Below are 26,165 nucleotides of genomic sequence, written 5' to 3'. Positions count from 1 at the left end.
GACCAGGGGGATGTCGCCGACGTAGGTGTGGTAGCCCTCGGTGACGCGGTTGCCAGCATTGTCGTAGGTGTAGATGTGCTGGGACCTGCTCCCGAAGTCCGTGAGCGTGCGCAGGTAGCCATTGGCGTAGTAGTCGTACTGGACGTTGAAGAGCGCGCCATTGCTGCCCTTCTTGCTGACAACCTGGGCTCCCTGGCTGTAGGTGTAGGTCGTGAGTCCCCCACTCATGTCGGTGTGGGTGAGCAGGTGGCCGAAGTGGTCGGTCTCGTCCTTGAGTGTGTGGCCGTCGGCGGTGGTGGTGGTCTTTCGCAGCGCAGCGATGGTGTTGAGCAGCGTGGGGTTGGGGTTGGCGGGGAGGGTGGGCGTCAAGGCCTCGTAGCTGTAGCGGGTGACGAAGCCCTGTGCCGAGGTGGTGGCCACGATGCGGCCCAGGCTGTCGTAGCGCGTGGCGCTGGTGTTGCCCAGGGCATCGGTGCTGCGCAGGCGCCGACCCAGCTCGTCGTAGGCGTAGAAGGCGGTGATGTCTCGGCGCTCCTGGACGGTGCTGCTGCCGTTGAAGCGCAGGCGCAGCACGTTGCGCTGGCGCACGCTCAGCAGCCGGCCCATGGCGTCGTGCTCCTGTTCCGTGACCTGGCCCTCGCCATCGGTGATGCGGGTGACATCGCCGAAAACGTTGCGCTGGACGCGGGTGACGCCGCCCACGCGGCTGTTGTAGGCCTGCGCGCTGCCTCCGGCGGCATCAAAGGTGTACTCGGCCGCGCTGGTGTCCCCGCGGGCGCCTTCGGCATAGCTCAGTCGCGTGAGGTTGCCTGCGGCGTCCAAGGTGGTGGTGTGCCGGCCCAGGAGGTCGTAGCCATAGCTCGTGAGCGGCCGTGCACGCCAGCGGTAGCCGTTGCGCTCTGTCCGGTAGGTTTCCGGTTCGACCTTCTCCACCAGCTTGCCCAGGGCGTTGTAGTGGAACTGGTTGCGTGCTGCCGCCTTCTGGGTATCCGTCGGTACGGCTAAGGCGTCCCCGGACACCAGGCGCAACATCGCCGTCATGCGCTCCAGCACGCGGTCGTCTGCCTCCTCGCTGATCTCGCCAAAGGCGTTGAATTTCTGGCGGCGGGTGATCGTCACGCCGGGCTTGGATTCCAGCGTGATGATGCGTTCGAGGACCTTGGGTTGGCTCGACCCATCGCTGGAAAACTTGATTTTCCCATGCTGGAGAATCTCGGCATCTCCTTCCTTGAGGACCTGGCCCTTATCGTCCAGGACGATCAAGTCATATTCAAGAGAGCTTTGCGGGCTGCTGATGCTGCGTGCGTCGACGCTGAAATGGGTGTAGCCGAGCTTGTTCCCTTCAGGCGGAACCCATTTCCCGAGCGGGTAGAAGAACTGGCTCTTCTTGGTTGCCGGGTCCGTGAGCCGGAGGGCAATTTTTTCGAGTTGCCGGCCCTTGACGTAGAAATTGATGGGCAGAGAGTTGTAGTCGGCATTGTTCTCATAAACGACATGTGTGCCGTCAGCAAACACACGCACCACCAGGCTCCCAGACGTGACCGGCTCACCGGCAGCTTCAACGCTGCGGTGGCCGGTGTAAGTCATCTGATAAAGGTGTGAGCCAGTTTGGGGTATCAGATTGGCGCCTTGCAGGAAAATTCTATCCCCAATGCCCTGGATGGCGGCGGTGGTTTCCATGCTCTTGATCGTATCGCGATAAGAGCTGGTGCCGTCGTGACTAAAACTGATGTAGGCCGGCTTGACGTAGCTCCCATTGAGGGGATCGTCTTTGATAGTGACCGTGCCATCCGGATTCTTCAGGATGGTGCCTCCGCCAACCGTGTCGATGGGGCCGCCGTCCCATGTGCCTGTCCACGAAACATAGCGGAACTTGTATTCCAATCCCGCCGGATATGAACTGAAATCCCAGATGAAAGCGCGGCTGATATCCGTTCGCTTGAGCTTGATTTCAATCTCTCCGCCCTTGCCATCAGAGGCTTGCATCTTGATGGTGCAGTAGTTTGATCCCGGGACTGACAAACTAACACGATCCCCAATGCCCTGGATGGCGGCGGTGGCTCCCATGCTCTTGATCGTATAGCGATAAGAGCTGGTGCCGTCGTGACTAAAACTGATGTAGGCCGGCTTGACGTAGCTCCCATTGAGGGGATCGTCTTTGATAGTGACCGTGCCATCCGGATTCTTCAGGATGGTGCCTCCGCCAACCGTGTCGGTGGGGCCGCCGTCCCATGTGCCTGTCCACGAAACATAGCGGAAATTGTATTCCAATCCCGCCGGATATGAACTGAAATCCCAGATGAAAGCGCGGCTGATATCCGTTCGCTTGAGCTTGATTTCAATCTCTCCGCCCTTGCCATCAGAGGCTTGCATCTTGATGGTGCAGTAGTTTGATCCCGGGACTGACAAACTAACACGATCGCGGCGCAGCGACGTTTCATTGCCGCTGGAAGGGTTAACTAAATAACGTACAGAGTCCTGCTGCAGCGTTACATCAAGGTTGATCTTGCGGCCGGCATCCGGGTCCACCAGCTCGATGGAGACGGGTCGCAGACTGTTAGGGAGCGTCCAATCGGCCAAGTAGAGGATGATATTCCCCCGGTCCAGTGTGACGCGCCCGCTGCTGGTATTCAAGGTATAGCTTGCCGTACCGCCGCCAGCAGGGGTAAGGCGAAGCACGCTGTTGGGGCTGATGTCTCCCACGTTCAAGATCAGGGGGTGCTGAAATCCTCTCGTCAACCCTGAATCTATATCTGTGGCAATATGGAATGACGTGGCGTCGTCAAGCGCCGGCAATTTGTTGTAGAAAGTCAGGCCGGTCTCAATTTCAGAGAGAATCTTTCGCACGCTGTCACCAGCGGTATTGATGGTCTCCGCTTCCGTGATGAATATGCGGATCGATTTGCTTTCAGATATGGAGACGCCTGCAGCCTGGCGGAGCTTGTCGATGTCAAACAGCGCCACCCGATTGCTCATGGAAACGGGGTTGAGTGTCTGGCCATTGATCAGCAGCGTCGGCGGATTGTCCGAGCGGCATTGAACCGCGATCGTGCCGCGATAGGCTTTGGCGTAGATGTATCCATCGTCAGGGGTGATGGCGCCTTCTTTGTATCCGAATTTCCCGTGGAAATAGGTGCTTTCAGACCCGCGCAAGGCAAGATACTCATAGTCGCCATCGCTTTGTCCGCCAAGCGTGGTCTTGCTGATTTCTGGGGCGCTGATCCAGCTTGTGCTACCGATCTTCCTGTACTTGTATTCGGTGATTCTGGCGATGTTGTTCTTCAGTACATTGTTCTCAACACGGGAAACCCCGCTGGCACCATAGTTCTGGATGTATTGGCTGGGGACGCTGACATTTACTCCGTCGATTGCGCTGTAGCCAAGGCTGAAGTTGGTATAGGCCGTTTGCGTGCCGGGCGGCACCGCAGAGACCTTAGCCCGCTCCCAATAGCCACCACCGCTTGGATCGAGACCGATCGGTGACCACGGAGGTACATAGGCTTGGTTGTACTGCGACACCATCGTGCTGGATGAGGCCAGTTGCTGGATCTCCGGGTCGATGGTCTTGATGAGCTGGTTGCGGGCGTCGTAGACGTAGCGGTGGCTGTAAAGCAGGGGATGGGTGGCGGCCTGGGCGAGGGTGAGCGTGGCGGGGGCGGTCTGGATGAAGCCAGAGACGCGGATCTCCCGGGTAGTGTTGCCGTTGGCGTCCTGCAGGTAGAACTTGGTGGCGCCGTCGCCAGCGTTGGTCTTGATGACCTTGCCCAGGGCGCTGTACTCGGCGCTTTCATACCAGCGGCCGTTCAGGCCCTTGGCCTCGATCTCACCGAAGGCGTTGTAGCGGGTGTCGCGCACTTCGCCGGTGTCCTGGTCGGTTTCACTGCTGAGGCGCCCGGCAGCGTCGTAGCCGTAGATCTTGACGAGGTCGCGGGTGGTGCTGGCGTCCTGGTGCACAAGCACGGCGGTGCGTCGCACGAGCTGGCCCAGTGCATCGTAGGCGTAGGTGGTGAGCGCATTGGCGGCGTCGCGCTCGGCGATCAGCAAGCCGGCCTTGTACTCGTAGTGGGTGACGCGGTCATCGGTGTCGCTGGCATCGTTGGTTCCGAGCTGGCGCTGGGTGCGGATCTGGCCCAAGCCGTCGTAGCGGGTCTGGACGCGAGGGCGCACTCGTGCCCCATTGGCGTCGCTGCGCTCGGGGCTGCTGCGCAGGGTTTCCCGACCCACTCCGTCGTAGCTGGTGTCGGTCTGCTCCCAGCGTTCCTGGCGCTGTCCCTGCACATCCAGGGTCACGGCGGCCAGTTCGCGCATTTGCGTGACCGCCCCCAGGCCGTTGTAGGCATAGGTGGTGACGGCGTCGGCGGTGCTTTGGGTGCGGGACCCCTGGGCGTCAACCAGATCTTGCGTGACGTCCTTGATGCGCTTCTCGAGCACGCGGCCCAGGGCGTCGAGCTGGAACACGGTGATGCGGTCCGCCGTCTTGTCGGGGCGGGCCTGGGTGGCGACGCGTTGGCGCAGCACGGCGGCGTCGCCCAGGCTGGCTTGGGCGTCGATGGGCCCGCTCAGCATGGCGGCGTAACGGGTCTCTCGCGTGGCGGTGGCGAGCGCGCCGCGCTCGTAGTCCCAGGCCGTGACAGCGCCCAGGGCGTCGATGCTGAGCACGCGTCGGCCCAGGGCGTCAAAGTAGTCGTGCGAGGCGTTGCCGCGGCCATCGATGTGTTCAATGAGGCGGCCCTTGGCGTCGTAGCGATTGCGCTCCAGTGTGACGGTGGCCGCCTGCAGCAAATCCACCCGCTGGCCTTCCTCCCAGGTGTAGAGGCGCTCGACGCGTACCGCGATCTTGCGGTTGAGGGCGTCGTAGTCGGTCTGCAGGCTGCGGTCGTTGAAATGCTCGGCGACTGCCGGGACCTCAGCACCAGCAGTGGAGGGCAGGGCGATGCGGGTCGCATGCACGGTCTGGCGCACGATGTTGCTGGCCGCGTCATACTCGAAGCGCCCCAGCACGCCATCAGCGGAGAGTTCCGCGATCTTCTGATCGAGGGCGTTGTAGTAGGCCAGCGAGCGGCGGCCGCCCACGGCCTGTCCATTTACCCACTGGGCATGGGCGCGCTGCTCGATGACGCGGCCCAGGGCGTCGTAGGAAAAGCTGTCCAACGGGGTGCTGAGGGTGCCATCGACCGTGGTGTAGGCCGCACCTATGCGCTGCAGCAGCTGGCCGCGGCGGTTGTAGCGCATCTCGGTAATGCGCTGTTCGGGAAGCCCCTCGGCTTCAATGCTGCGTGTGCGCAGGCCCAGCGCGTCGTACTCGTAGCGATGGGTGACGTCGCGCAGCTGGCCCTGGGCGTCAGGCGCTTGTACGGGCAGGGTCTCGGCAAGGAGCAGTCCCCGGCGGTCATAGCGCAGGGTGGCGCGTGCACCGAGTCGGTTGATCATGGCGGTGCGATCGCCAAAGGTGTCGTACTCGACGCGTTCGGTGTTGCCTGCGGCATCGGTGTCGCTGAGCACGCGGCCCAGTGCATCGTAGCGACGGCTGCTGTGGGCATCGCGTTCGACGTCCAGCGGCACCCAGGCGCCATCGCCGGCATTGCCGCCCGCTCCCAGGCGCACCGCCACACCGTCACGCAAGCTGCCTTGCACGCGGGCGTTCACCTGCACGGTCTCGATGCGATTGCCCAGCGTGTCGTAGCGATGCAGCGTGAGGTAGCGCTCGGCGTCGATCTCCTGCACGACACGGCCTTGGGCGTTGTAGACCCAGTAGCGGGTGCTGCCCATGGCGTCCACCTGGGCCACGGCTTGACCCAGGGCGTCGTAGCGCGTGGTGGTGACGCCGCCCAGGGCATCCGTGCGGGTCAGCTGCCGCCCGACCGCGTCGTAGGTGTAGTGGCTGGCGTGGCTCAGCCGCAGCGCTCGCCGCGCGGACGCATCAAGCTTGCCCAGCTCGGCGCTGTAGCCCAGGCGCTGGCGCAGCTGGCGTGCGCTTGCATCGTCCTGCTCCGTGAGCTGCTGGGCGCGCGGGTCGAACTCGGTCACGAGTTGACCGAGGGCATCGTATTCGTAGACCCAGCTGCGCGCGACGGCGCTGCCGTCGGCCTCGGTCTTGCGCGTGAGACGGCCTGCGGCGTCGTAGCCGTAGCGCGTGCGGCGCTCCTCGGGAAGGCCGGCGGCGTCGGTCCGCAGGACAAGACGGCCGGCGTCGTCGTACTCATAGCGGCGCTCCACACGCTCGGCGTCGAGCTCGCGCACGAGGCGGCCCGCAGCGTCGTACTGGCGCTCGCTGGTGGTGATGGCGCTGCCGAGCGCGCTGGCATCCAATGTGCGGGCGAGCTTCTCCAGCACCGTCGCCGACGGTGCGGTGGTGTAGCGCAGGGTCTGCGTCACGCGCCCCTGCGCATCAAGGCGCTGCTCGCTGACGTAGCCTTCGGCGTCGACGCTGTAGGTCTGGCGACCGGCCGCGTCATAAACGTAGCGCGTCACACGGTCCGCCGCGTCAGGGCGCAGTCGTTGGCGGATGTCGTCGTCCCTGAACGATAGGCTGCCGCCAGCAAAGCCCTGGATCGAGCCGGCCGCGGCCCAGGATTCGCCCCCCACCGCCATGGCGGCGTTGGCATTGATGACGGTGCCGGTCGCCACGTCGATCAGCTCCAGCGAATCGACTTCCACCAAGCGCCCCAGATCACCGGGCCGCGTGTTGCCACCGTAGTTGTAGAGCAGCAGGGGGGACGCCGTCTTGGCCCCGGCAAAGAACTTGTTGTACGAGGCACCGACGGCGATTGCGGTCTCTCCAGTGATTGTTCCTTCGAACGTCACCCACCCCATTTCCGGCGTGATCTCTCTTCCTTGCTCCGCGCAGTAGGAAAAGGACCCCTGGACGTTGCTGGCTTGGATTGCCCCATTGCTGTCCTTGGTGATCACGCCAACGTAGACGCTGCCCGTGCCGCTGAGCTGACGCAGCTTGGCGCGGACCTTGTAGGTCCTGCTGGTGTCGATGCTGACAAAGACCTTGCTGTTGAGCATGCCGTAGTGGCCGCCCAGTGCCACCGTCGCCCCATCACTGGAGCCGGCCTCGGGAAGGCCGATGGCGTTGGCGTACTCCTTCTTCGCCACCAGATGGCCTGCAGCGTCGTACTCGTACTGCGTCACGGCGCCTGCGGCATCCACGCTGTGGGTCTGGCGTCCTGCCGCGTCATAGGTGTAGCGCGTCACGCGGTCCGCGGCGTCAGGGCGCAGCCGTTGACGGATGTCGTCAGCACTGAACGACAGGCTGACGCCAGCAAAGCCCTTGATCGAGCCGACCACATCCCAGGACTCGCTCCCCGCCGCCATGGCGGCGTTGGCGTTGATGACGGTGCCGGTGGCCACGTCGATCAACTCCAGCGAATCGACTTCCACCAAGCGTCCCAGATCGCTGGGCCGCGTGTTGCCGCTGTAGTTGTAGAGCAGCAGCGGGGACGCTGTCTTGGCCCCGGCAAAGAACTTGTTGTACGAGGCGCCGACGGCGATTGCGGTCTCGCCGGTGATCGTGCCTTCAAACGTCAACCACCCCATCTCTGGCGTGATCTCCTTTCCCTGCACTGCACAATAGGAAAAGGTCCCCTGGACGTTACTGGCTTGGATCGCCCCATTGCCGTCCTTGGTGATCACGCCAACGTAGACGCTGCCCGTACCGCTGAGCTGACGCAGCTTGGCGCGGACCTTGTAGGTCTTGCTGGTGTCGATGCCGACAAAGACCTTGTTGTTGAGCCAGGTGTACTGACCGCCCAGTGCAACCGTTGCTCCATCGCTGGAGCCGGCCTCCGGCAGCCCGATCGCGTTGGCAAACTCCTTCTTCGCCACCAACTGCCCGGCGGCGTCGTACTCGTACTGCGTCACGGCGCCCAACGCGTCCACGCTGTGGGTCTGGCGACCGGCCGCGTCGTAGGCGTAACGGGTCACGCGGTCAGCTGCGGAGGGACGAAGTCGCTCCACAACTTGCGTCGCGGTGAGCGTACCGACGCTGCCGCTCCCATAGGCACCCGAGACCGATCGATCCAGCGCCCAGCCAGCCGCACCCGCTGCCATCTTGCCGCCAGACACCACGGCACCCGTGCTCATATCGATGAGCTCCACGGAGTCCACTTCGACCAGGCGGCCCAGATCCGTGCTGCCCTCGTTGCCTGCGTAGTTGTAGATCAGCAGTGCGGCGGCGGACTCGGTGCCGTACAGGAACTTGCTTGTGTCGTACACACCAGCGGCGGCGATGCCGCTGATCGTGCCCTCGTAGGTCTGCCACCCTTCCTCGGGCGTGAGCAGGTGCCCGGATACCGCCGAGTACAGGTACCACCCGTTCGAACTGAACGTGTTGCCGCTGGCGTCCTTGGGTATCACCCCGCTGTAGATGTAGCCCTTGCCCGAGAGCTGGCGCAGACGCGCGCGGACCTTGTAGGTCTTGCCCGGGTCGATGTCCGCATACGTGGTGGCATACATGCCGGCGTAGTCGCCCTTGACCACCAGCGTCTGCCCGTCTTCGCTGCCGGCGGCCGGTAGCCCGATTGCGTTGGCAAACTCCTTCTTCGCCACCAACTGCCCGGCGGCGTCGTACTCGTACTGCGTCACGGCGCCCGTGGCGTCCACGCTGTGGGTCTGGCGACCGGCTGCGTCATAGGCGTAGCGCGTCACCTGATCCCCACCGGGTGTCGCTACGACATTGACCACACTGTTGCTGATCAAGCCTTGGGCATGCTCAACGGTCTGGAAGCCCGCCTGCTTGGCGAGGTAGCGCACCGTGGCGCTCAGCTTGCCCAACCCGTCGTAGCGGTTCTCTGTCAAGCCATTGGCGGGGTCCAGCGTGTACCGCAGGCGGCCGGATTCGTCGTACACATAGCGCGTGTGCAGCCCCAGCGGATCGGTGACGCGCGCCAGGTTTCCCTGCTTGTCATAGCTGTAGCTCGTGACAAGGTTCACGCCCTTGGGATCCACCGTCTGTGTCGCCTTGCGTCCCAGGGCGTCGTAGCTGTAGTTCGTGACGACACCGTTGGCATCCGTGCTGCTCAGCAGCCGTCCTTCGGCGTCATGGCTGTAATGGGTGCTGAACTTCAGCCTGGCGCTGTCTTTCGTCACGCGCTCGACCTGCCCGTTGACGTCGAACTGCGTGACATCCGTGACGCCCAGCGGACTGGTCACCAGCAGCTGCCGATGCGCATCGTCATAGATCGTGGTGGTGGTGAGGTTCATGCCGTCGGGGTCGACCCGCTGCTTGAGCACACGGTTCAGCACGTCATACTCATACGAGGTCTTCTGCAGCACAGCGCCCGCAGCGCTGCGCACGCTGGAGAGGGCACTGCCGACGCTGAAGCCCGCCGTGGCCACGCTGTAGCGCTGCTGGGTGCTGACATTGCCGGAGGCGTCGTAGATCGTCTCGGTGAACACGCCCATGCCGTCCAACTGCCCGACCAACTGCCCCCGGGCGTTGTAGAAGCTCAGCACCTTCTGGTCATTGCCGCTGTCGGCCGGGCGCACCTGGGCCAGTGCCGTGCTGGCGCTCTGTGCGAGGGCCAGCTGCGCTGCGCTGGCGGCCAGCGTGCGTTGCACCTGCGCCACCTTGCGTGCCGCCGCGTCGTACTGGTTTTCCACCAGACTGCCGAGGGCGTCCAGGCTGCCCACGGCCAGACCATCCTGGTCATAGAAGCTGCGCAGGAGCTGGTCCTGCGCGCTGGCGCCGGGCGTGGCCTGGGCCAGGCTGGGGGACGCCCCCCAGTCCGACGTCGACACTGTGCTGGCAAAGCGGCGCGTTATCAGCAGGCGGCCGCTGGGGTCATAGCTGAACTCGGTGACGCTGCCCTGGCCCGCACTGCTGGTGGGCGTCACCGTCTTGGCCAGCCGCCCCGCGCCGTCGTAGATTGACCATTGCTTGCGGTCGCCGCCAGCCGCGGCGGGCCGGATGTCCGCGAGGCTCAGGCTGCTGGCTTGGCCGCGGGCGTCCACCAGCCGCGTCAGGTCCACCTGGGTGGCGTAGTCCACCGTCTGCAGCAGCTGCCCGGCCTTGTTGTAGACAAACTCCGTCAGCAGACCCAGCGCATTGACATTGGCCACCTTGCGGCCCGCCTCGTCGTAGAAGTACCACTGGCGCGCCCCGGTGGCGCTTTGCGTCATGCGCAGTCGGCCGCCGACGTCGTAGCTGTTGCGGACTGCGCTGACAATCGGCCCGCCTTCAAAGACCAGGTCGGTGACCTTCGCTGCAGGACCATGGAAGGACGAGTCCGCGTAAAGCGGCTGCGCAATGACTGCCGCAACACTGCGAAGCACCACCCCATTCCTGATGTAGTTGACGGCCTTGCCGTCATAGCTCACGGAGAGTGCGTCACCCGCTGCGTAGTCGCCGATACCGCCCTTGTAGACGCCGCTTTCGTAGACATGGAGTTGACCGCCTGGGTTGCAGTACATCGCCCAGTCCAAGCCCCGGTAGCCAGCGTCGGTGCTGGGGTCGCTGTTCAGACCCACCATGAAGTGCTTCTCTGTCTGCGCAGCGCGGAAACTGACGCTGGCTCCGCCGGTGTAGCCAATCCTGGATCGTACGGACGAACTCCATTCGTAGGGTGTGCCGCCGCTCTTGCTGGCGTCATGAAGATCGACTGTCATGCCTCCTTCGCCAAGCAGATCCGCACCGGCATTGGGCTCAAAGCGCAAATCGCCGACCTTGCTGCCCGCCGTGTAATGCGTGGTCGCGGCATAGAGTGCCTGCGTCGTGGGCGCCGAGAGGCTGGCCAGCAGCTGGCCGTTCTTGAAATAGTGCACCGTCGTGCCGTCGTGCGTCACGGCGAGCAAGTCCCCCACCGCATAGGTGCCGACGGGCGTCGGCGCGCCGCCAACCGTGTAGCGCAGGCTGCCATCGCCGCAAAGATAGAGCCCCCAGTTCAGGCTGCTCGAGCCGTAGCCGCCATCCGGGTCGGTCTTGAGCCCCACCATCACGTAGGCGTTGGTCTGCGTCGCCCGGAAGCTCACGCTGGCGCCACCGGCGATGCCTTGCGTCGAGGTCACGCCGGCATCCCAGACCGCCGTGGTCGTTGTCTTGACGACGCTGCCGCCATTCAGGCTCGCGCCACTGGCCTTCCACAAGGAGGCCGTGCCCGCATCGATGCCACGGCCAGTTCCCGTGTAAGGTTCGAAGCGCAAGTCATCGACCTTGCTCCCGGCCGTGTGATGGGAGGTCGCGGCATAGAGTGCCTGCGTCGTGGGCGCCGAGAGGCTGGCCAGCAGCTGGCCGTTCTTGAAATAGCGCACCGTCGTGCCGTCGTGCGTCACGGCGAGCAAGTCCCCAACCGCATAGCTGCCGACGGTCGTCGGCGTGCCGCCAACCGTGTAGCGCAGGCTGCCATCGCCGTAGAGATAGAGCCCCCAGTTCAGGCTGGTAGGGCTGTAGCCGCTGTCAGGGGCGGTCTTGAGCCCCACCATCACGAAGGCATTGGTCTGCGTCGCCCGGAAGCTCACGCTGGCGCCACCGGCGATGCCTTGCGTCGAGGTCATGCCGGCATCCCAGGCCGCCGTGGTCGTTGTCTTGACGACACCGCTACCATCCAGGCTCACCCCGCTGGCCTTCCACCTCGCCGCAGCAGCGCTGGCATCGCTCTCGATCACCGAGACCAATCGCCCGATCCTGTCGTAGGTGCTGGTGCTGACCCGCCCATTGAACAGGCGGGATGTCACGACACCACCCGCATCGTCATAGCTTGTCGTGCTGAGCTGGTTCAGCGCATTGGAGCTGGTCAGCATCCGGCCCAGCCCGTCATAGGTGTACTGCGTGACCCCGTTGCGGGCATCGATGGTCTTGAGTAGCAGGCCCACCGTGCCATAGACGTACTGCGTCACCGCCTGCGTGCCGTCCAACACGCCATTGCCATTGGCATCGACCGTGCCATAGGTCGTCAACGCCAGCAGTTGGCCACGCCAGTCGTACCGACTGTCCGCGCGCTGGGTCTTGCTGCGGTCCTGCGTCGACACCCAGCTGTTGAGCTCCGCCTCCGTCGGCACGCTCTCATAGCTGCGCCCGCCCAGGCTGAACCGCCCGTCCGCATACTGGATGCTGGCCGTGCGCAGCCCATTGCTCCCGTAGCGGTACTCCGTCACCCGGCCTTCTGCGCTGAGCACAAAGCGCAAGCGGACGCCGCTGGCGTCGTACACATAGCGTGTCGCCGCGGCCGACGCCGCCGGCTCTCCTGCGGTGGCCACCGTCTCGCTGAGCAACTGGTTCTGCGCATTGAAGACACGCCGCACCACGTTGCCCGCCGCATCGCGCTGGCGAACCATGTTGCCCCAGGCATCCGCCTCAAAGCTGACCGACCGGCCTTCGGCATCCGTGATGCTCGTCACATCACCATTGCCGTTGTAGTCGTACGTCGTGCGGCTGACCACGCCCGCCACCGCTGGGCTGTCCACCTGCTTCAGCCGCCCCAGCGTGTCGTACCAGTAGGTCGTGACCTGTCCCAGCGCGTCCTGTACCTCGGTCTTGCGATTGACGGTGTCGTAGACCAGGATGGTCATGCCGCCCAGTGCGTCGGTGAAGGTCCTGAGCCGGTTGCCGTCGTAGGTGAAGCTCAGCTTCGCACCGTCGCTCTGGGTGATGGACGCCACGCGCTGGCTGTCGCCGTCGTAGGTATAGCTGCTGGTGAACACCCGGGCGTCGGCAACGCTGTTGTCCTGGGGGCTGAGATCCACCGTGACCGTGCTGAGCCGCCCGAGGCCATCGTAGGCATACCGCACGCGCGTCAGCAAGCTGTCTTGCCCCGCCCCCTCGCTGCTCTTGTAGGCCGTGCGCACCTGCGTGAGTTGGCGGCTGGCGTTGTAGTCATAGTGGCTCACCTCACCTGACGCTGTGCTCACGCTGCTGAGCAGACCGTTGGCCCCATAGCTCAGCGTCAGGGCATTGCCGTCGGCGTCACGAATACTCTGCAACTGACCGCGGGCTCCGCCGTACACCTCGCTGCGGCGGCTGCTGCCATCCACGAAAGTCCAAAGGGTGCCGTCATAGCTCAGGCTGTCAAAGGCCCCCGCCCCGTCCGTGCTGATGTAGCGGCCACGTCCTGCGTCCCAGCTGAAGCTGGCCTCAGAGCCGTCTTCGTCGCGACGGATCACCACCGACCCCGCGGCATTGGCACTTCCGCTGGCCAGCCGCACCGAGCGCACAGGGCCGTTCAGCCAGTTGTCCCCGTTGTCGTCCACCAGCGCGCCCTGGCTGTTGTAGGTGCGAAGCGCGCTGGCGCTCAAACCAAGCCCGGCCAGCAGTTCATCCTGGCCCTGGATCACCAGATTGCCCGTCGCGGCATTGACGTAGACCCGCTCCCCCGCACGGCCGAAGCCGGCCGAACCCCATGCCCCATTCGATCCTAGGACCGTGTTCGACCCCAGGTTCAGGCCCAGCGCGGATCCGCTGACGATTGCCACCATGCTCTTGACTCCAAATCGGTCTCTGTTGTGCTCGGAGCCAACTCGCCCTGCATGCAGCGGACGCGGCCCTCCTCTTGGAGGTAGTCCGGGTCTGGCGGGATTGGTTTAGGTAATTTTCAATTTGTTACATATGACCTAAAGGCAAGCGCGCGTTGACAAGAGCAAAGCCTGAAAAAAAGCGGCCTCGAGTGAGGCCGCTTTCATTTTTTTCTGGGGGCTGAAGTGCCCCAGAGCCTCAACCCTCGCGGCGCAGCGCCGGGAACAGGATCACGTCGCGGATGCTGGGCGAATCGGTGATCAGCATCATCAGGCGGTCGATGCCGATGCCGCAGCCGCCGGTCGGAGGCATGCCGTACTCCAGGGCGCGGATGAAGTCGGCGTCGTAGAACATGGCCTCATCGTCACCGGCTTCCTTGTTGGCGACCTGGGCATGGAAGCGGGCGGCCTGGTCTTCCGCATCGTTCAGCTCGGAGAAGCCGTTGGCGTACTCGCGGCCGGTGATGAAGAGCTCGAAACGCTCGGTGATCTTGGGGTTGGTGTCGGAGGCACGGGCCAGGGGGGAGACCTCGACGGGGTAGTCGATGATGAAGGTGGGTTGCCACAGCTTCTCTTCCACCACGGCCTCGAACATGCCGAACTGCAGCTCGGGCAGGGTCCAGTGCTTGGGCGCTTCCTCGCCCAGGTCCTTCAGCTTGGCGCGCAGGACCTCGGCATCATCGGCCTCGGCCTGGCTCAGACCGGCGTGCACCACGAGGGAATCGCGCACCGAGAGGCGGGCGAAGGGCTCGTCCAGATGCACGTCCTTGCCGGCGTAGCTGACGCGGGCATTGCCGGTGGCGGCACGCGCGGCGTGGCGCAGCACTTCCTCGGTGAAGTCCATCAGATCATGGTGCGTCCAGTAGGCCGCATAGAACTCCATCATCGTGAACTCGGGGTTGTGGCGGACCGAGATGCCCTCGTTGCGGAAGTTGCGGTTGATCTCGAACACGCGCTCGAAGCCGCCCACGATCAGGCGCTTGAGGTAGAGCTCGGGCGCGATGCGCAGGAACATCTCCTGGTCCAGCGCGTTGTGGTGGGTCACGAAGGGCTTGGCATTGGCGCCGCCGGGGATGGGGTGCAGCATGGGCGTCTCGACCTCCAGGAAGCCGTGCTCGACCATGTAGCCGCGAATGGAGGAGACGGCCTTGGAGCGGGCCACGAAGCGGGCGCGGGCATGCTCGTCGGTGATGAGGTCGACGTAGCGCTGGCGGTACTTCTGCTCCTGGTCGCTCATGCCATGGAACTTGTCCGGCAGGGGGCGCAGGCTCTTGGTCAGCAGGCGCAGCACGCTCACGCGCACCGACAGCTCGCCGGTCTTGGTGCGGAACAGCGTGCCTTCGGCGCCGACGATGTCGCCCAGGTCCATGTGCTTGAAGGCCTCGTAGACCTCCTCGCCCACGCCGTCCTTGGTGACGAAGAGCTGGATGCGCCCGGTGGCGTCTTGCAGCGTGCCGAAGGAGGCCTTGCCCATGACGCGCTTGAGCATCAGTCGGCCGGCCACGCTGACCTTCACCGCCTGCGGCTCCAGCTCTTCATTGGCGATGTCGCCATAGCGCTGGGCCAGGGGCAGGGCGCGGTGCTGGGGCTTGAAATCGTTGGGGAAGGGGACGGCCGTCTTGGCGCGCAGGGCGGCCAGCTTCTCGCGGCGTTCGGTGATGAGCTGGTTCTCGTCCTGGGCGGGCGCGGCGTGGTGCGGCTGGGCGGGGGTGTGCTGGGTCATGCTCAACTCGTTGAATTTGCAGCGATTTTAGGCGCTTCCTGGAGGCCGCCCTCGTAGAATCGGACCCTTCGCCCTTGACGGTCGTCCATGAATCCCGAAATCCGCTCCCCTTTGCCTTCGCCAGATCGCAAGATCCGGTTCGCCCTGGTCGGCTGCGGCCGCATCTCGAAGAACCATTTCGAGGCCCTGGCGCGGCATGCGGACCGGGCTGAGGTCGTGGCTGTCTGCGACACCCGGCCCGAGGCCCTGCAGGCCGCCGTCGCGCTGACGGGCGCGCCGGGCTTCGCCTCGCTGGAGGCCCTGCTGGCGGGGTCGGACGCCGACGTCGTCGTACTGGCAACGCCCTCGGGCCTGCACCCGCAGCAGGCCATCCAGGTTGCGCGCGCCGGCCGCCACGTGCTGTCTGAAAAGCCCATGGCGACCAAGTTCGAGGAAGGCATGGCCATGGTGCGCGCCTGCCGCGATGCGGGCGTCAAGCTCTTCGTGGTCAAGCAGAACCGGCTGAACGCCACGGTGCAGCTGGTGAAGCGCGCCATCGAGCAGGGCCGCTTCGGGCGCATCTACCTGAGCACGGTCAACGTCTTCTGGACCCGCCCGCAGAGCTACTACGACGCCGCCAAGTGGCGCGGCCGCTGGGACCTCGACGGGGGGGCCTTCATGAACCAGGCCAGCCATTACGTGGACCTGCTGGACTGGCTGCTGGGCCCGGTGGACAACGTCCACGCCTACACCGCCACCCTGGCCCGCGACATCGAAGCCGAGGATACCGGCGTGATGAGCCTGCGCCTGCGCCACGGTGGCCTGGCCAGCATCAACGTCACCATGCTGACCTGGCCGCAGAACCTGGAAGGCTCCATCACCATCCTGGGCGAGAAGGGCACGGTGCGCATCGGCGGCACCGCGGTCAACAAGATCGAGCACTGGCAGTTCGCCGAGCCACACGAGGACGATGCCCAGGTGGCCGCCAGCTCCTACGAGACGGGCAGCGTCTACGGCTTCGGCCACCCGCTGTACTACGACAACGTCATCCGCACCCTGCGTGGCGAGGCCCATGCCGAGGTCGATGGCTACGAGGGCCTGCGCTCGCTGGAGATCCTCATTGCCGCGTATCGCTCGGCCCGCGATGGGCAGCGTGTCGGCCTTCCTCTCGTTTTTTGATGGCCCACCCCCTACGCCTTTCGCAGGCCGTGCAGGCCGTGCAGGCCGCACCGGGCCAGAGGCCTGGTCCTGCAGCAGACGCAAACGCCACGGCGTTTGCGCCCGGCCGCAGCCCCCGCGAGGGGGCGAGCCCGAGGGACCGGCAAAGTCCGATCCCCGCGCTCCGCTGGGAAAATGCCTCATTGTTTGGAGCTAGTGCTTGAGTTACTGGAAACACGACAGCGCCATCGTCGACGAGGGCGCGCAGCTGGGCGAGGGCACCCGTGTCTGGCACTTCGCGCATGTGAGCCCCGGCGCCCGCATCGGCGCACGCTGCGCGCTGGGGCAGGGCGTCTACGTGGGCAATGACGTGCTGATCGGCGACGGGGTCCGCATCCAGAACAACGTCTCCGTCTATGACGCGGTGACGCTGGAGGACGAGGTCTTCTGCGGCCCCAGCATGGTCTTCACCAACGTCTACAACCCGCGCGCTGCCGTGGCCCGCAAGAACGAGTACCGCCGCACCCTGGTGCGCCGCGGCGCCACGCTGGGGGCCAACTGCACCATCGTCTGCGGCGTCACCATCGGCGCTCACGCCTTCGTCGGCGCTGGCGCCGTGGTGCAGAAGGACGTGCCCGACTTCGCCCTGGTGGTGGGCGTGCCCGCCCGCCGCATCGGCTGGATGAGCCGCTTCGGCGAGCGCCTGGCCTTCGATGCCGATGGCCGCGCCACCTGCCCGCAGACGGGCGATGTGTATGAACTGCAGGACCAGCGCTGCGTGCTGGTCCAGGAAGGAAGACTCCCGTGAGCACTGCGCTGCCCTTTATCGACCTCAAGGCCCAGTACGCCGCCCTGAAGGACCGCATCGCCCAACGCATGCAGGCCGTGCTGGACCACGGCCAGTACATCATGGGGCCCGAGGTCAAGGAGCTGGAGCAGGCCCTGTCCGCCCATGTGGGCGTGAAGCACTGCATCACCGTGGCCAGCGGCACCGAAGCCCTGCTGATCGCGCTGATGGCCCTGGACCTGCAGCCGGGCGACGAGGTCATCACCACGCCCTTCACCTTTGCGGCCACGGCCGAGGTCATCGTGCTGCTGGGGGGGGTGCCGGTCTTCGTGGACATCGAGCCCGACAGCTGCAATATCGACGCCCGCCTGATCGAGGCCGCCATCACGCCGCGCACCCGCGCCATCATGCCGGTGAGCCTGTACGGGCAGGTGGCGGACATGGACGAGATCAACGCCATCGCCGCTCGCCATGGCGGCATCGCAGTGATCGAGGACGGCGCGCAGAGCTTCGGTGCAAGCTACCGCGGCAAGAAGTCCTGCGGCCTCTCCACCTGGGGCGCCACCAGCTTCTTTCCCAGCAAGCCCCTGGGCTGCTATGGCGACGGCGGTGCGCTGTTCACCGACGACGACGCGCTGGCTCAGGCCGCCCGCGAAATCCGCGTCCATGGCCAGAGCCAGCGCTACACCCACACCCGGCTGGGCGTTGGCGGCCGCATGGACACCCTGCAGTGCGCCATCGTGCTGGCCAAGCTGGAACGCTTCGACTGGGAGATCCAGCAACGCCTGGCCATCGGCGAGCGCTACCAGGACCTGCTGGCCGGGCTGCCGGTACAGCGCCTGGCGGTGCGCGGCAACCGCGATTGCGTCTGGGCCCAGTTCACGCTGCAGGTGGCCGATCGCGAGGCCGTGATCGCCCGCCTGAATGCCGCGGGCATCCCCACGGCCATCCACTATCCCAAGCCCCTGCATCTGCAGCCGGCCTATGCGCAGCGCTGCCGCGTGCCCGTGCCACTGCCCCATGCAGAGGCCGCAGCAGCCCGCGTGCTGAGCCTGCCCATGAGCGCGGACCTGCTGCCGGCGCAGCAGGAGCAGGTGGTCGCGGCCCTGCGCGCGGCGCTGGCCTGATCGACGGCCATGCTGCTGGGCTACCGCCTTGATGCCTTGCGCGCCCGCGTGCGCGCCCGCTGGCTGGGCCTTCTGGGCCTGGCCGTGGGGGCCGGTGCGCAGGTGTATCCGGGTGTCCGGCTGCGGCACGGCGAGGGCTGCATCCTTGGCGAGGGCAGCATCCTGTACCGCGGCGTGCAGATCCTGGGCACGGCGGGCGGGCGATTCAGCATCGGGCGGCACAGCCATCTGGCGCCGGGCGCCTATGTGCTGGTCGGGGCGCAGCAGCTGCAGATTGGTGATGACGTCGCCATCGGCCCTGGCCTGATGCTGTTCTGCGAATCCAACGACACGCGTGGCCACGGCCTCTTCCGCCATCAGTACCGCCGGGCGGACGTGCGCATCGGCAGCAATGTCTTCATCGGCGCCCGCGTCACGGTGCTGCCGGGCGCGGAGATCGAGGACCATGTCGCCGTGGCCGCCCATGCCGTGGTCAGCGGGCGCCTGGCCTCGGGCTGGCTCTACGGCGGCACGCCGGCCCGTGCCCTGCGCCGGCTGGACAGCGCTGAGGGGCTGTCAGCATGAAGAGCCATGTCGCCGGCGCGCTGCGCTGGTGGGACTTCATTTCGGCAACCCTCCAGGCCACGCTGGACAGCGAGGCCGCGCTGCTGAAGTTCCGCGCCGCCTTTGCTGCCAGCCTGGGCCTGGACGCTGCCCGCGTGACCCTCTTCGGCAGCGGTCGTTGCGCCTTGCACGCCCTCACCACCTGTCTTGAGCTGCCGCCTGACGCCGAGGTGCTGCTGCCGGGCTACACCTGCGTCGTCGTCCCCAATGTCTTCCGCCACCTGGGCCTGCCGGTCCGGTACGTGGATATCGCACCAGGCGGCTGGAACCCCGATCCCGAGGCCATCGCCCAGGCCATCACGCCGCGCACGGCCCTGGTGGTGCTGCCTCACAACTTTGGCCTGTGCATGGCGGGCATCGAGCTGCTGCGTGCGCGCTTGCCAGGGATCGTCTTCGTGGAGGACGCCGCCCATGCCTGGGGCAGCCGTGACGCCGAAGGTCGCCTGGCGGGCACTCGCGCGCAAGCCGCCTTCTTCAGCTTCGAGTATTCCAAGCCGCTCACGACCGGCATTGGCGGCGCCCTGGTGCTGAACGACCTGGCCTTGCGCGCCCGCATGGCCACGCGCCTGCCGGTGCTGCGTGCACCGTCGCGGGGTCAGGTCTTGCGGCAAGTCCTGACCCTGGCCTGGCATCGCCTGGGCCAGGCCCTGCCCGGCGGCGTGTTGCGCGTCCTGGCCGGCCTGCTGCGCTGGCCTGCACGGGCGATGGGGGCCGTGGCACGCACGCCGGATACAGAACTCAGTGGCAGCTCGGCGCCGGACTACACCCTGGGCCTGCGTCCCTGGTCGGCCGCCCTGGGGCTGCGGCAGGTGAGGCGCGCCGAGACGGTCTGGGCTGCCCGCCGCCGCCAGGTCGAGGTCTATGACACCTTGCTCGCCGGTGCTCCAGGCTGGGTCCTGCCGAGGCATGGCGCGGGTGAGGTGCTGCTGCGCTACCCCGTTCGAATCGACGATCCAGCGCAGCGTGCTGCAGTGATGCGCGGCCTGGAGTCCCTGGACATCGTGCCCGGCGTCTGGTTCGACGACGTGGTCCATCCCGCGGGCAGCCTGCGCTATGGCTACGAGTCCGGCGCCTGTCCGCAGGGCGAGGCGGCGGCGCGTGCCGTGCTCAACCTGCCGTTGGGGCTGCATGCCGATCTCTCCCCGCGCCAGCAGCAGGGTCTTGGAGCGCTGGCACACGGGCGGCCCGCATGAGCCTGCGTCAACGCTTCGCGCAGCTGGCCCCGGCAGCGGCCATCAGCCAGGCCATCCCGCTGTTGATGGCACCCCTGCTGACGCGCCAGTTCGGTCCCGAGGCCCTGGGGCATTGGGCCCTTTTTGCGGCGTTGGCCGCCAATCTGGCGACGGTGGCCAATCTCCGTTACGAGTACGCCATCGTGCTGCCGCGCCGTGCCGGCGAGGCAGCGCTGCTGCTGGAACTGTGCCTGTGGGTGGGGGGCGTGGTGGGGCTGCTCTCGATGGCGCTCAGCCTGGGGCTCCTCCTGGGGGCCCCGTTGCTGAGCGGGCGTTGGGCGGGGCTGTCCGCCTTGAATCCCGCCCTGCTGGCCCTGGGGCCGGTCGTGGCCCTGGCCGGCTTTCAGCAGGCGATGACGCTATGGGCCAATCGTCTGGGGCGCTTCGGCCTCATCGGGCAGGCGCGCGTGCTGCAACAGGGGGGGCTGGCTGTCGCGCAGGGCCTGGCCATGCTGGCGGGCTGGACCTCGGCGGCGAGCCTGGTGGCAGCGCAGTTGCTGAGCAGTGTGCTGGCACCGTGGTGGCTGCAGGCCGGGGGACTGCGCCTGCGCTGGCGGCGTTCGCGGACGCTGATCGCCGGCCGGCGCCATGTGCGACACCTGCGCCGGATGGCCAAGGCCCATCGCCAGTTTTTGCTGATCAACAGCCCGCATGCTTTCGTCAATGCGCTGCAGGAGACGCTGGTGCTGGCCTGCATCACTGCCTGGGCAGGTGCGGCTGCGGCGGGCTACTACGCCGTGATGGTGCGTCTGGTGAAGGCGCCGGCCAGCCTGATCGGCGGAGCGCTTTCCGAGGTGCTGCTGTCCACGCTGGCGGCGGACTGGCGCGGCGGCCAGAGCCTGCGGCCGCGCCTGGGTCGCAGCCTGTGGGCGCTGGCCGGCCTGGCCCTGCCGGGCATGGTGCTGCTGATGATCGTCGGCCCTGGGCTGTTCGCCTGGGTCTTGGGCGAGGAGTGGCGGGTGTCCGGTGAACTGGCCCGCTGGTTCGCGCCCTATGTGGCCGCCCATTTCGTGGCGGCTCCCCTGATGGTGGCCCCCATGGTGACCGGGCGTCAGGCCGGTGCCCTGGTCTTCAGCCTGGCGGGCAATGCGCTGTATATCGCAACCCTGTGCCTGGTGCTGGGGCTGGGCGGCTCGCTGGCTGCGGCACTGGGTGGCGTGTCGCTGGTCCTGCCCTTCTATTTCGTGGCCCTGCTGGCCTGGATCTGGCGGGGCGGCGTGCCTGCCTCGAATGCACTGCAAGGAGCCCGCGCATGAAGCTGGTCCTGATCGGCGACGGCGAGAGCCCGCATCTGCTCAAATGGGGAAGGGCGCTGGCGGCCGTGTCGGGCCTGCAGCTGTATGCCGCCTCCTCGCGCGGCTTCACGGAGGCCTTCGAAGCCATCGTGCCGGCCGAGCGGCGCCTGGTGCTGGGCACCGACCCGCGCCACGGCGGCGGCAACGTGGCCGTGCTCAAGACCCTGCCGCGGCTGGGGCGCTGGCTGGCGGAAGTCGATGCCGACTGGCTGCATCCCCACTACCTCACCTCGCATGGCACCCTGGCCTGGGCTGCGAAGACCGGCTGGCGCCTGCGCGCGAAGATCGCCGGCTCCGCCTGGGGCAGCGACATCCTCGTGACGCCTCAGCAAGGCTGGGCCTACCGCTGGCTGACCTCGCGCGTGCTGCGGGCCTGCACGCTGTGCACCTCGGACTCCCTGCACATGAGCGAGCGCATGCGCGCACTGGGTGCCGGCGAGGTCATGACTTTCCCTTTCGGCCTGGAGGCACTGCCGCGGCAGAACGTGCGCAAGAGCCCCTGGCTTTTCTACAGCAACCGAGGCCTGGAGCCCATCTACCGCCCGGACCGCGTGCTGGCCACCTTTGCCGCCATCGCCGCCCTCAGGCCCGAGGCCCGGCTGGTGATGGCCAATGACGGCAGCCTGCGCGCCAGGCTGGAGGCCCAGGCTCAGGCATCAGGCCTGGGCGAGCGTATCGATTGGGTCGGGCGGCTGGATCCCAAGGCGCAGGGCGCGCACTACGCCCGCGCCCGGTGGTTCCTCAGCCTGCCGGCCAGCGATTCGGTCTCGGTGTCCGTGCTGGAGGCCATGGCCCACGAATGCCTGCCGCTCTTGTCCGAGCTGCCCGCCAACCGCGAGCTGCTGGCCGATGGGCAGCGCGGCCTGGTGCTGGCCGAAGATGCGCAGGCTGATGGCCGGGCGCTGGTGGATCAACTGGAAGCCCTGCTGGCCCAAGGCGAGTCCGTCGGCACGGTCAACCGCGAATGGGTTGCCAGCCATGCCCTGTTTCCCCCGGCCGTGCGCCGATTCGTCGAGCGGCTGAGGGCACTCGACGCTGCGCCCTCAAAGGCTGACTGAGCTCCTCCCCATGCGCATTCTTTTGATCAACCACTACGCCGGCTCGCCCGAGCACGGCATGGAATACCGGCCCTTCTACCTGGCGCGCGAATGGGTGCGCGCCGGCCACCAGGTGCTGATCCTGGCGGCCTCGCACTCGCATGTGCGCAGCACGCAGCCGCGCGTGGGGCCGCAGCAGATCGAGGGCGTGTCCTACTGCTGGTACCCGACGCCGGCCTACCAGGGCAACGGCCTGGGCCGGGTGCGCAACATCTGGTCCTTCTGCCGCCAGGTCTGGAAGGACGCCGATATCCTCGCCCACGACTTCCAGCCCGATGCCGTGATCGCCTCCAGCACCTATCCCATGGATGTCTGGGTGGCCCGCCGGGTGGCCCGTGCCGCGAAGGCGAAGCTGGTCTACGAGGTGCACGACCTATGGCCGCTTTCGCCCATCGAGCTGTCCGGCATGTCGCCCCGCCATCCCTTCGCCATGCTGTGCCAGAAGGCCGAGGACGACGCCTACCGCGATGCCGACGTGGTGGTGTCCATGCTGCCCAAGGTGCAGCAGCACATGGCGGCGCATGGATTGGACCTGGACAAGCTGACCATCGTGCCCAACGGCATCACGCTGGATGAGTGGGACGATGCCCGCCAGGAGCCGGTGGATGCCGCCATTGCTGCCCACATCGCCACCGAGCGCGCCGCAGGCCGCCAGATACTGGGCTATGCCGGTTCCATGGGCCTGCCCAATGCCCTGGACGTGCTGCTGGATGCCGCGCGCCTGCTGCAGTCGGCGCCCGTGTCCCTGGTGCTGGTGGGCGACGGCCACGAGCGCGAGCGCCTGCAGGCCCGGGTCGAGGTCGAGGGCCTGCGCCACGTGCGCTTCTTTCCGCCCATCCCGAAGCGCCAGATCCCGTCCCTGCTGGGGCTCTTTGACATCGCCTACATTGGCTGGCAGCGCACGCCCATCTACCGCTTTGGCATCGCGCCCAACAAGCTGATGGACTACCTGATGGCGCGCTGCGTGGTGCTGCACTCGGTGGAGGCCGGGAACGACCCCGTTGCGGAGGCCGGCGCCGGTCTGACCGTGCCGCCAGAAGATCCGGCCGCCGTGGCCGCGGGCGTTCAGCGCCTGCTGTCCCTGAATCCGGCCGAGCGCACTGCCATGGGGGAGCGCGGACGCGCCTTCGTCCTGGCACGTCACACCTACCCGGTGCTGGCAGAGCGTTTCATCGACGCACTGCGCGCAGCCGGCGCAGCCTGAGCGCTTCAGGCCCGCCTCGCCGACAATCCGATCTCCCGTTTCGAAAGACCGCCACCATGTCCGCTGACCAGGGTTCCACGCCGCCCTTCCTGCCCTTTGCCCTGCCCGAGATCGGGGAGGAGGACATCGCCGAGGTCGTGGACACGCTGCGCTCCGGCTGGGTGACCACCGGCCCCAAGGCGCGCAGGTTTGAGCAGGCCTTCAACGAGTTCCTGGGCGAACCCGAGATCGAGTGCATCGCCGTCAACTCCGCCACCGCCGGCCTGCACCTGGCGCTGGAGGCCATCGGCGTGGGCCCGGGGGACGAGGTCATCACCACCACCCATACCTTCACGGCCACGGCCGAGGTGGTGCGCTATCTTGGGGCGGACGTGGTGCTGGTGGACATCGATCCCGCCACGCTCAACATCGATCCCGCGCTCATCGAGGCTGCCATCACGCCGCGCACCAAGGCCATCGTGCCCGTGCACTACGCGGGCCTGGCGGCGGACATGCTGACCATCCTGGACATCGCCCGCAAGCACGGCCTGCGCGTGGTCGAGGACGCCGCGCATGCGCTGCCCTCCACCCTGGAGAAGGAGCTGATCGGCACCATGGGCAGCGACGCCACGGTGTTCAGCTTCTACGCCAACAAGACCATGACCACGGGCGAGGGGGGCATGCTGGTCACCCGCAATCCGAAGATCGCGGCGCGTGCCAAGGTCATGCGCCTGCACGGTATCAACCGCGATGCCTTCGACCGCTTCACCGCCAAGGTGCCCAGCTGGTACTACGAGATCGTCGCGCCCGGCTTCAAGTACAACCTGACGGACATCGCTGCGGCCCTGGGCCTGCAGCAGCTCAAGCGCCTGAGGACCTTCCAGACCCGGCGTGAGCACATCGCCCAGGCCTACAACGAGGCTTTTGCCGATCTTCCCCTGATCCTGCCGCCCCAGCCCATTGAGGGCGACACGCACGCCTGGCATCTCTACGTGCTGCGACTGGAGGATGAGTGTGCGGTGGAGCGCGACCTTTTCATCGAGCAGATGTTCGCCCGGGGCATAGGCTGCAGCGTGCACTACATCCCGCTGCACCTGCAGCCCTATTGGCGCGACCGCTACCAGCTGACACCGGAGCAGTTCCCTCATTCGCAAAAGGCCTACGAGCGCACCTTCAGCATTCCGCTCTACACCGCCATGACCGACACCGATGTGCAGCGTGTGATCGCCGCCGTGCGTGAGATCGCGCTGAGCTGAGAGGCTGGGGAGCACAGCTGTGGGCAAGCGCCTGTTCGACATCCTGGCGGCCGGCCTGGGCCTGCTGCTGCTGTCGCCGCTGCTGCTGGCCGTGGCGCTGTGGATACGCTGGGATTCACCAGGTCCGGTGCTGTTCCGTCAGGAGCGCGTAGGGCGTGGCGGGCGGCCGTTCTTCATCCACAAGTTCCGCAGCATGCGCGTGGACGCCCCTGCGCTGGGCCCGCAGATCACCATAGGCGAGGACCCGCGCATCACGGCCTCCGGCCGCTTCATCCGCCGCAGCAAGATCGACGAGTTGCCCCAGCTCTGGGATGTGCTGCGCGGTGCCATGAGCCTAGTCGGGCCGCGGCCCGAGGTGCCGCGCTATGTGGCGTTGTATCCGGCCGATCTGCGAGACCTTGTGCTGTCCGTGCGGCCCGGCATCACGGATCCAGCCTCGCTGGCGTTTCGTGACGAGAGCGAGCGCCTGGCCGGCGCTGCGGATCCGGAGCGGGCCTATGTGGAGGACATCCTGCCGGCCAAGCTGCGGCTGTCGGCAGCGTACGTGCGCCAGGCCAGCCTCTTGACCGATCTCAAGCTGATCATGGGAACGCTGCGTTCCCTCTTCGGCGGCTGATTCGGACCGCGGTCGCGCTGTCAAAATGCAGGCGCCATGATCAGTCAAACCCACCTCGACCACCTCGAAGAGGAAGCCATCTTCATCCTGCGCGAAGTCGCCGCCGCCTTCGAGCGCCCGGGCCTGCTGTTCTCCAGCGGCAAGGATTCCTGCGTCGTCCTGCGCCTGGCCGAGAAGGCCTTCAAGCAACGTGTGACCTATGCTCCCACGGCCGGCGCCAGCGTCGGCCTGCCTCCGGAGGGGCGGCACCCTTCCAGAGGACGGCCCGGCGAAGGGCCAGGCAACGAGTTCAAGGGCAGGCTCCCCTTCCCCCTGGTCCACGTGGACACCGGCCACAACTTCCCCGAGGTCATCGAGTTCCGCGACCGCCGCGTGGCGGAGATGGGCGAGCGCCTGGTCGTCGGGCACCTCGAAGACTCGATCAAGAAGGGCACGATCCGCCTCGCGCACCCGCTGGAATCGCGCAACGGCCACCAGACCGTGACGCTGCTGGAGACCATCGAGGAGCACCGCTTCGACGTGCTGATCGGCGGGGCCCGCCGCGACGAGGAGAAGGCGCGCGCCAAGGAGCGCATCTTCAGCCACCGCGACAGCTTCGGCCAGTGGCAGCCCAAGGAACAGCGCCCCGAGCTGTGGAACCTGTTCAACACCCGCATCCGC

Annotated in this window: 13 protein-coding genes; 11 read left to right on the top strand and 2 right to left on the bottom strand. The window is 66.5% G+C overall.

The genetic code is table 11. From position 1 onward, the window contains the following. Positions 1 to 13,413 (bottom strand): hypothetical protein (locus ACS5PK_RS21970; protein ID WP_439442405.1); only part of this gene is annotated, 13,413 nt, incomplete at its 3' end. Between the two features lie 235 nt (positions 13,414 to 13,648). Beyond that, on the bottom strand, positions 13,649 to 15,172 hold the full coding sequence (gene lysS, locus ACS5PK_RS21965) for a lysine--tRNA ligase (RefSeq protein WP_439442404.1): 1,524 nt from the start codon (positions 15,170 to 15,172) through the stop codon (positions 13,649 to 13,651). An 87-nt stretch (positions 15,173 to 15,259) separates the two neighbouring features. Here lysS and ACS5PK_RS21960 point away from each other — a divergent pair, with 87 nt between their 5' ends. From ACS5PK_RS21960 to ACS5PK_RS21910, 11 genes are all read left to right on the top strand, one after another. Continuing rightward, the gene (locus ACS5PK_RS21960) at positions 15,260 to 16,330 is read left to right on the top strand and encodes a Gfo/Idh/MocA family protein (RefSeq protein WP_439442403.1); all 1,071 of its coding nucleotides are present in this window, start codon (positions 15,260 to 15,262) and stop codon (positions 16,328 to 16,330) included. Between the two features lie 199 nt (positions 16,331 to 16,529). Then, positions 16,530 to 17,117, top strand: a complete 588-nt coding sequence (locus ACS5PK_RS21955) for an acyltransferase (RefSeq protein WP_439442402.1) — start codon at positions 16,530 to 16,532, stop codon at positions 17,115 to 17,117. Positions 17,118 to 17,125: 8 nt separating this feature from the next. Further along, positions 17,126 to 18,223, top strand: a complete 1,098-nt coding sequence (locus ACS5PK_RS21950) for a DegT/DnrJ/EryC1/StrS family aminotransferase (RefSeq protein ID WP_439442406.1) — start codon at positions 17,126 to 17,128, stop codon at positions 18,221 to 18,223. Between the two features lie 9 nt (positions 18,224 to 18,232). After that, a complete protein-coding gene (locus ACS5PK_RS21945; protein WP_439442401.1) occupies positions 18,233 to 18,787 on the top strand; it encodes an acyltransferase in 555 nt (184 codons plus the stop codon). Next, positions 18,784 to 20,019, top strand: a complete 1,236-nt coding sequence (locus ACS5PK_RS21940; RefSeq protein WP_439442400.1) for an aminotransferase class I/II-fold pyridoxal phosphate-dependent enzyme — start codon at positions 18,784 to 18,786, stop codon at positions 20,017 to 20,019. The genes ACS5PK_RS21945 and ACS5PK_RS21940 overlap by 4 nt, the downstream gene beginning before the upstream one ends. Continuing rightward, on the top strand, positions 20,016 to 21,314 hold the full coding sequence (locus tag ACS5PK_RS21935) for a lipopolysaccharide biosynthesis protein (protein WP_439442399.1): 1,299 nt from the start codon (positions 20,016 to 20,018) through the stop codon (positions 21,312 to 21,314). The genes ACS5PK_RS21940 and ACS5PK_RS21935 overlap by 4 nt, the downstream gene beginning before the upstream one ends. After that, positions 21,311 to 22,411: a glycosyltransferase family 4 protein gene (locus tag ACS5PK_RS21930; RefSeq protein ID WP_439442398.1), complete on the top strand. Its 1,101-nt coding sequence runs from the start codon at positions 21,311 to 21,313 to the stop codon at positions 22,409 to 22,411. The genes ACS5PK_RS21935 and ACS5PK_RS21930 overlap by 4 nt, the downstream gene beginning before the upstream one ends. Before the next feature lie 10 nt (positions 22,412 to 22,421). Continuing rightward, entirely contained in the window at positions 22,422 to 23,654 is a 1,233-nt protein-coding gene (locus ACS5PK_RS21925) for a glycosyltransferase family 4 protein (protein WP_439442397.1), read from the top strand. Positions 23,655 to 23,710: 56 nt separating this feature from the next. After that, positions 23,711 to 24,889: a DegT/DnrJ/EryC1/StrS family aminotransferase gene (locus tag ACS5PK_RS21920; RefSeq protein ID WP_439442396.1), complete on the top strand. Its 1,179-nt coding sequence runs from the start codon at positions 23,711 to 23,713 to the stop codon at positions 24,887 to 24,889. 19 nt (positions 24,890 to 24,908) lie between these two features. After that, the gene (locus tag ACS5PK_RS21915; protein ID WP_439442395.1) at positions 24,909 to 25,505 is read left to right on the top strand and encodes a sugar transferase; all 597 of its coding nucleotides are present in this window, start codon (positions 24,909 to 24,911) and stop codon (positions 25,503 to 25,505) included. A 36-nt stretch (positions 25,506 to 25,541) separates the two neighbouring features. Beyond that, on the top strand, positions 25,542 to 26,165 hold a 624-nt coding region (locus ACS5PK_RS21910; protein WP_439442394.1), incomplete at its 3' end, for a phosphoadenosine phosphosulfate reductase domain-containing protein.

The organism is Roseateles sp. DB2 (genome assembly GCF_051857535.1).
Taxonomy (GTDB): Bacteria; Pseudomonadota; Gammaproteobacteria; order Burkholderiales; family Burkholderiaceae_C; genus Roseateles_B.
The sequence above is the reverse complement of the archived record's forward strand: the minus strand, read 5'-3'. Positions and strand labels throughout refer to the sequence as shown.

Excerpts from the sequence above, each read along its gene's own strand:
- lysS (WP_439442404.1), bottom strand. The coding sequence starts at position 15,172 with ATGACCCAGCACACCCCCGCCCAGCCGCACCACGCCGCGCCCGCCCAG.
- ACS5PK_RS21960 (WP_439442403.1), top strand. The coding sequence starts at position 15,260 with ATGAATCCCGAAATCCGCTCCCCTTTGCCTTCGCCAGATCGCAAGATC.
- ACS5PK_RS21945 (WP_439442401.1), top strand. The coding sequence starts at position 18,233 with ATGCTGCTGGGCTACCGCCTTGATGCCTTGCGCGCCCGCGTGCGCGCC.
- ACS5PK_RS21940 (WP_439442400.1), top strand. The coding sequence starts at position 18,784 with ATGAAGAGCCATGTCGCCGGCGCGCTGCGCTGGTGGGACTTCATTTCG.
- ACS5PK_RS21935 (WP_439442399.1), top strand. The coding sequence starts at position 20,016 with ATGAGCCTGCGTCAACGCTTCGCGCAGCTGGCCCCGGCAGCGGCCATC.
- ACS5PK_RS21930 (WP_439442398.1), top strand. The coding sequence starts at position 21,311 with ATGAAGCTGGTCCTGATCGGCGACGGCGAGAGCCCGCATCTGCTCAAA.
- ACS5PK_RS21925 (WP_439442397.1), top strand. The coding sequence starts at position 22,422 with ATGCGCATTCTTTTGATCAACCACTACGCCGGCTCGCCCGAGCACGGC.
- ACS5PK_RS21920 (WP_439442396.1), top strand. The coding sequence starts at position 23,711 with ATGTCCGCTGACCAGGGTTCCACGCCGCCCTTCCTGCCCTTTGCCCTG.